Raw genomic sequence first — 7,519 nt, 5'->3', positions numbered from 1 at the left:
TTATGCTCACTAAAGCTACAACTAAAATTTCTGAAAGACCTATATTGAACATTTTCCTATGAAGCAAGTACTTTAATCCTTCTGATTATAAATATTAATTTGCTTAAATCAAGTTTAGAAGCAACCATCTCATCTAAAAAACTATTATAACGTTCTATGTAGTCCTTATCATTACAAGCCCAGGTTTGAACCTTATCTTCAGGGTTATCAGTAGCTTTTATGACTTTAACAGCTAGCTTGTGATGGTAATTGCTTAAATCGTCCAATAAATCATTAACTAAGCTGCGATCCCAATAAGAAGAGCGGCTTTTCATCTTGATGGCAATTGTCCTAATCAGATCGAATCTTAACAGCGACTTTAACTCAAAGTATATTTTACCAGCATCAAGAATGGACAAAGATGTCTGTTCAGCAACAGATATAATATCCAGTGCATAAGTAAGAACGCACAGGTCAGCAATTTTTTTTGCTAGATCTTTATCTATATTAAGTTCCACTAAAGAAGTGTATCCATGATTATAGACCTTTAACAGGTGTTCATCTAAAACATCATGGCCTAAAGTTTCAATTGCATCTTTAAATTTTGTAACATCATCCAATTCTACAAAGCTAAGATTTTTTACTAACCAAAACGATACTCTGCCAATAAATTTCTGCACATTTCTCACTATTTGCAAGTATGAGTTAATATCAATTTTTCCATCCAATTCATCAATTTTCTGCCACAGGTTATTTAAATCATATAGGTGGTTAACAACGATATATATGTTAACTGCTTCGTGTACCTTAATTCCAGTATTCTCAACTAAATTATTAATAAATATACAGCCCATCCTATTTACAACATCATTTGCAATGCAAGTGGAGATAATTTCTCTACGAAGTTGGTGTTTTAATATGAAATCCTTAAACTCTGTTGACATCTTTTTAGGAAAATAACCTAGCAAGTAGTCATTAGATATAAGATCTTTTTCAGGCAGATCGGAATGTATAATTTTATTTTTTATTGCTGTTCTAGCATAAGATATTAGAATAGAAAGCTGAGGAGAACTGAAACCTTCTGCACCGGTTAACATCCTTGCTACCTCTTCGTCAGCTGGAAGAAATTCTACGCTTCGGTTTAACAGCCCAGATTTTTCTAAACTGAGCAGTAACCTGTGGTCCTGCTCCAATCTCTCTTTAGCTTGCAAACACTCAAGAAGTAATGCTTTTGTTTCAATTCTGTTGTGGTTCTCAAGCACCTTGGATGCAACTTCATCCACCATACTTGCCAGTATTTCATTCCTTTTTTCTAAAGAAATACCCCCTGCTTTCATAGCTGAAACAAATGCAATCTTAATGTTAACTTCAAGGTCCGAACATATCACTCCGGCTGAATTATCAACAAAATCTGCATTGATATATCCACCTCTTTCAGCATATTCTATTCTCCCAAGCTGTGTACAACCAAGATTTCCACCCTCTATAAACATAGAAGCTCTAATATCCTTACCGTTTACTCTTAATTCATCGTTTGCTTTGTCACCGACCATGCTATGACTTTCACTCTTTGCCTTAACAAACGTGCCGATTCCTCCGTTCCATATGAAGTCCACTTCTGCTTTGAGTAGATATCTAATCAAATCACTTGGAGATAACGTATCTTCCGTTATGTCAAAGCATTTTTTCATTTCTTGAGAAAGATTTACTTGCTTGCTGCTACGCTCAAATACCCCGCCACCCTGAGAGATCAAATCTTTGTTATAATCCATCCAGGTTGAAAATGGTAACTTAAAGAGACGTTTACGTTCTGTGAAACTCTTTTCTGCATCAGGATTTGGATCAATAAAAATATGCATATGGTTAAATGCGCCGATTAAATGTATATTTTTTGAAAGCAGCATACCGTTTCCAAATAGATCGCCAGCCATATCCCCAATTCCAATAACAGTTGCATCCTGGTAAATATCCTTATTCATTTTCCAAAAATGCCTCTGTGCTGCAATCCATGCACCTCTTGCTGTAATACCCATTTTCTTATGGTCGTAACCTACTGATCCACCAGATGCAAATGCATCGCCAAGCCAAAAGTTATATTCAGAGGCTATCTGGTTGGCATAATCAGAAAATGAAGCAGTTCCTTTATCAGCAGCAACCACGAGATATGGATCATCTTCATCATACCTAATCACATTCTCTGGTGGAATTATTTTACCATCAACCACGTTATCAGTAATATCAAGCATTCCTCTGATAAAACTCTTATAGCACTCAACACTTTTCTCTCTTAAAATATTCTTATCTTTATAAGCTTGCTTTATTACAAACCCACCCTTTGCACCAACAGGGACAATAACCGCATTTTTTGTCATCTGAGCTTTCATGAGCCCCAAAACTTCAGTGCGAAAATCTTCCGTCCTATCCGACCACCTTAAGCCACCACGGGCTAATTTCCCTCCTCTTAGATGTATTCCCTCAAAAAGGTTTGAATAAATATACAATTCACGATACGGACGAGGATCAGGTAAACCATTTATTTTACTTGAGTCAAATTTTGTAGATAAATATGGTTTATCGTCTTGATAATAACTGGTCCTTAAAATAGCCATTATCAAGTTAAATATCGAGCACAAAACGTAATCATGTGAAACATTGCTGATCTCTTTTAGAAGTTCCTCAATTTTTTCTCTGACAATGTCCGTAGTTTCTGCTCTATCAATGTCTATGTTAGGATCAAATCTTGCATGAAATAGTTGTATCAAATACTTTACTATTTTTGGATGCTCTGAGACTACCTTTTGGATATATTCTGGATTGTAGTTAAATGACGTCTGCTTTAGGTAAGCACTTAACGCTCTAACCAGAAGCACTTCTTTCCACTTGAGCCCAGCAATAATGATCAAACTATTGAAATAGTCATTTTTAATTTCCTTGCTAAACACTTTCGCAAGTGTTATTTCAAATTGCTCTTTTAGAGTAATGTTGTCTATTAATTCATCGACTCTTGACAACACAAAATGGTGTATCCATATTCCACCGTTAATTTCTATGTAATAGCCATTATGAGATAGAATTTTAGCTCCCAAATTCTTAGTGATCCTTAATATCTTCGATAATTCAAGGCCTCCATTGTTTGGAGTATAAACCTTTAATTGATAATTAAGATTATCACGAGTAAGTCTTAAATCGACCTCGCTAATTCCTTTCTTCCTCACTATCTCCAATTTTTTCATATCGTAATATGCGTCATGAGGTTCGAAACTCTCTTGATAGCTTATTGGAAATGCCTTGCAATAACGGATGAATATATCCTCAACAGTGCTAAAAGTATTGTATAAATTGTCTATAAAACGATCTTCCCACTTTTCTGTAATGTTTCTTAATTTGTTTTCGATACGCAAAACTTCATCATCAAGAACGCTAGCATTTTTGGTCTTTAGCACTACATGCAATTTCATCAAATCATATTCATTGATAATGTGATTGTTATAAATATCTGAACTTCCTGCACTTGTCTCATCCTTCAATATGTCACGTATCTTGAACATTAGCCTAGCGCTAGCATAACGCATCGGTATCAGCACTATGCAACTAATAAAATCCCCGACTCTTCTTAAAAATAATCTGACCCTTGGCCTAATCGCAAGAGACATGATCGAAATGCAAATTTTAAATAATTCGTCTTCATTTGATTGGAATAATTCATCACAAGAGAACACTTGCAAAATAGAAATCAAAGCTTTGTTATTGTGGCCCCCGGTTACAAACCCTGCATTTTTTTCTATAACTTTAACTTTATCTCTTATTATTGGAATAGTTCTAATATCTTGGACCTCCGCTACAGAAGTAAATAGCCCGAAAAAACGCCGTTCCTTTACCACATTACCCTGGTCATCAAATTCTTTTACTCCTATACAATTCATGTATGTACGCCGATGGACTATTGAGATTAGATCTGATCTCAATATGTATAGGGAATCAAGGTTTGCAGAAGGAATCAACGTACTTTGACCTACTCTCATCAGGCCAAGGTCCTTTTTGCTGTCACAGACGAGTTTTTCATCTTTACCAGCAATATATTCTTGATAACCTAGAAATACGAAGTTATTATTCTTTAACCAAACTAGAAAATCTTTTTGCTCTTGATTTCGGTCTGGTGTCATTCCAGTGCGTGACACTGGAATCCACGTGTCCTTTTCCTGGATCCCAGCTGGGATGACAGAAAGACTTGCCTCATCAAGTTTCTTGAGCATTAAGTGCCAATCTTTCACAACGCAATTAACCGCTTTCAGCGTTTTCTGTAGAGATTCTTTTAATGTATCAACAAAGCTGTCACTTATACCTTTGATAATTACATATATGACTGACTCTTTGACTCCATTGCTTTCTTCCAAAGAGTAAATCTCGTCTATTAGGCCCTCTTTTCTTTTAATGTTAATTATGCTGTTGCTGTAATAGCATATGGTTAAATCGTGCGACTTAATAGTTGCAATAACGGAGTCAACCAAAAATGGCATATCATCGTTTGTTATCTTAATCGTGGTAAAATCGCCTTCTATTCCTGGTATATCATCTATATTGCTTACTACTAACTTACTTTCATCTTTCTCTTTTTGAGAAACAAAATTGTAAGCATCGTTTACAATATATAGCAAAAACTTATCATTGGCTTTTAGGTCGCTTTTATAAACAAAACTATAAAAATACTTAATAAATTTTTTAATTTTTTCTTTATCTTGCTGATTTTCTTGATCAGCTAACTTAAATAAAGACTCAGTGTCAACATTATGATCTATACACATTTTTTTTAACAAAAATACACAGTGAACTTAAACCTTTTTAACTAAGATTTCATTATCAAGAGCGTACACTATTAGCTCATCATTTTCTACTACTTCCCCTGATAAAACTAATTTAGCTAAATTATTTTGAATACACTCTTGTATAACCCTTTTTAAGGGCCTTGCTCCATATTCAGGGTCATAGCCAGTTTGTGCTATTAGTTCTTTAGCTTCCTGCAACAAACTTATACTCAGTTTACGCTTAGCAAGTGTTTTTTGTAAATAAGAAAATTGAACATCTATAATTTTATAGATGTCATCTCTGGTTAAACTGTGGAATATAATAATTTCATCCAGCCTGTTTAAAAATTCTGGACGAAATGCTGATTTAACTATTTGCATCACTTCATTTCTTACAGAATCAACATTCCCTTTTAGCATTATCTCAGCGCCAAGGTTAGAAGTTAAAATCAGTATGGTGTTGCGAAAATCAATTAATTTACCATGACTATCAGTGAGTCTACCCTCATCCAAGATTTGCAGCAATAGATTAAATATATCTGGATTTGCTTTCTCGATTTCATCAAACAGAATAACCTGATATGGCCTTCTTCTTACCGCTTCAGTTAATCTGCCACCTTGTTCATAGCTAACATACCCTGGAGGCGCGCCAATTAACTTTGAAACAGAATGTTTTTCCATATATTCTGACATATCAAAACGCAAAAGCGCTGATTGATCGTCAAACAGAAATTCAGCTAAGGCTTTCGCAAGTTCGGTTTTACCAACTCCAGTTGGACCTAAAAATAAAAATGAACCAAAAGGCTTATTGGTATCTTGCACCCCAGAGCGGGAGCGCCTAACTGCATTACTTATCGCTTCTATTGCATCTTTCTGCCCTATTACTCTTCTTCCTATTTCATTCTCCATGTTAAGGAGTTTTTCCTTTTCACTATGCATCATATTATCAACTGGAATTCCCGTCCACTTTGAAACAATGTTTGCAATATCATCTCCAGTCACTTCTTTCTTTAAGAAACTATCAGTAACCTTTTCCTGATTTTTTAATTCATTCTCAAGCTGAGGGATCACACCATACATCAGCTCTCCTGCCCTTCCCAAATTCCCACTACGCTGAACTAATTCCAACTCTTTTCTAGCGTTATCTAATTTTTCGGCTGTTTCTTGTATTCTAGCTATTTTATTCTTTTCCATCTGCCATTTGCTGTTCAAGTCAGCAAATTTACTGTTTAGATTTTCGATCTCTTCATTTATCTTTTTTAAACGCTGTTTAGAATTTTCATCACTTTCTTTTTTTAGAGCCTCTGCTTCAATCTTTAGCTGTATAACCTTTCTCTCAAGTTCATCAATAACTTCAGGCTTGCTATCCATTTCAATTCTCACCCTACTTGCTGCTTCATCAATCAAATCAATTGCTTTATCAGGTAAAAACCTATCTGTTATATATCTATTGGATAACGTTGCAGCAGCAATTATTGCACCGTCTGTAATTCTTATACCATGATGCACCTCATATCTTTCCTTCAAACCCCTGAGTATTGAAATGGTATCAGTTTCAGTTGGTTGAGAGATAAACACAGGCTGAAAACGCCTTGCAAGTGCAGGATCTTTTTCTATATGCTGACGATATTCATCTAAAGTTGTGGCTCCTATACAGCGAATTTCTCCACGCGCAAGAGCAGGCTTCAGCAGATTCGAGGCATCCATTGCACCACTTGTTGCTCCTGCTCCAACTAAAGTATGAAGCTCATCTATAAACAAGATAACTTTTCCCTCCGCTCTCGAAAGCTCATTAATAACTGCTTTTAACCTTTCTTCAAATTCTCCTCTAAACTTAGTGCCAGCAATTAGTGCTCCAAGATCCAAAGCTAAGACCTTTGCATCATGCAAACCAAGTGGTACATCGTTTGCAACAATTCTATTTGCAAGCCCCTCAACTATTGCAGTTTTTCCAACACCAGGTTCACCGATCAGCACTGGATTATTTTTTGTCCGCCTCAGTGATACCTGCATAGTTCTTCTGATCTCTTCATCACGACCAATTACAGGATCAAGCTTTCCTTGCATAGCAAGCTCTGTAACATCTTTTGTATATTTCTTTGCCGCATTTAATTTTTCCTCACTGTTTGGCGAGTCCGCACTGCTGCCCTTTCTCATTTCTGCAACAACTGAGTTCAGTTTTTGTGGAGTCACACCATTCTCTGCCAGAATTTTGCCTACAGTATCATCTTTTTGTGCAGTGAGGCCCTGCAGTAAACGCTCGACAGCAACAAATGAATCTTTATTTCTCTTTGCAATACCAATTGAATCTTCAAAAACTTTTGCTATTTCTCTTGAAAGTTGAAGGCCACCACTTCCTGGACCTTCAATTACTGGCAACTTTTTTATTGCACTATCCACAGCATCGGAAATACTCTGCACATTTCCACCACAAGCGTTTATCAAATCCTGAACTAAACCTGATTCATCTTCAAGCATCACTTTTAGTAAATGCTCAGGCATAAAAATCTGATGCCCAGCTCCCAACGCTTTCATTTGAGCACTTTGAATTAGACTTTTTGCTTTTTCGGTAAATTTATTTAAGTCCATAACACCAGTTAAATTCGTATTTGCTGATGTATATAACAACTGATTTCATAAATTTAAACCTAAAGTTGTTTATTGTTAGGTATGAAATTTAAAACTTTCTTAAAAAAGGAACTATCATAGTAACCATACAAATATCTTGTATCTCAAGA

At 35.6% G+C, this 7,519-nt stretch carries 2 protein-coding genes; both read right to left on the bottom strand.

Annotated elements, in window-relative coordinates:
• Nucleotides 1-56: 56 nt before the first annotated feature.
• Complete coding sequence (locus OZD62_RS01070; protein WP_275019252.1) at nt 57-4,781, bottom strand: NAD-glutamate dehydrogenase; 4,725 nt, start codon at nt 4,779-4,781, stop codon at nt 57-59.
• 27 nt (nt 4,782-4,808) lie between these two features.
• Nucleotides 4,809-7,370 (bottom strand): ATP-dependent chaperone ClpB, encoded by a 2,562-nt coding sequence (gene clpB, locus OZD62_RS01065; RefSeq protein WP_274979359.1) that lies wholly within the window; start codon nt 7,368-7,370, stop codon nt 4,809-4,811.
• Nucleotides 7,371-7,519 lie beyond the last annotated feature (149 nt).

This window comes from Wolbachia endosymbiont of Drosophila seguyi, assembly GCF_028981765.1.
Lineage (GTDB): Bacteria > Pseudomonadota > Alphaproteobacteria > Rickettsiales > Anaplasmataceae > Wolbachia > Wolbachia pipientis.
Note: the sequence above shows the minus strand (reverse complement) of the source record. Positions and strands in the feature narration are given on the sequence as shown.

What these genes read in the sequence shown, in the direction of transcription:
- clpB (WP_274979359.1), bottom strand. Translation starts at nt 7,370, where the DNA reads ATGGACTTAAATAAATTTACCGAAAAAGCAAAAAGTCTAATTCAAAGT.
- OZD62_RS01070 (WP_275019252.1), bottom strand. Translation starts at nt 4,781, where the DNA reads ATGTGTATAGATCATAATGTTGACACTGAGTCTTTATTTAAGTTAGCT.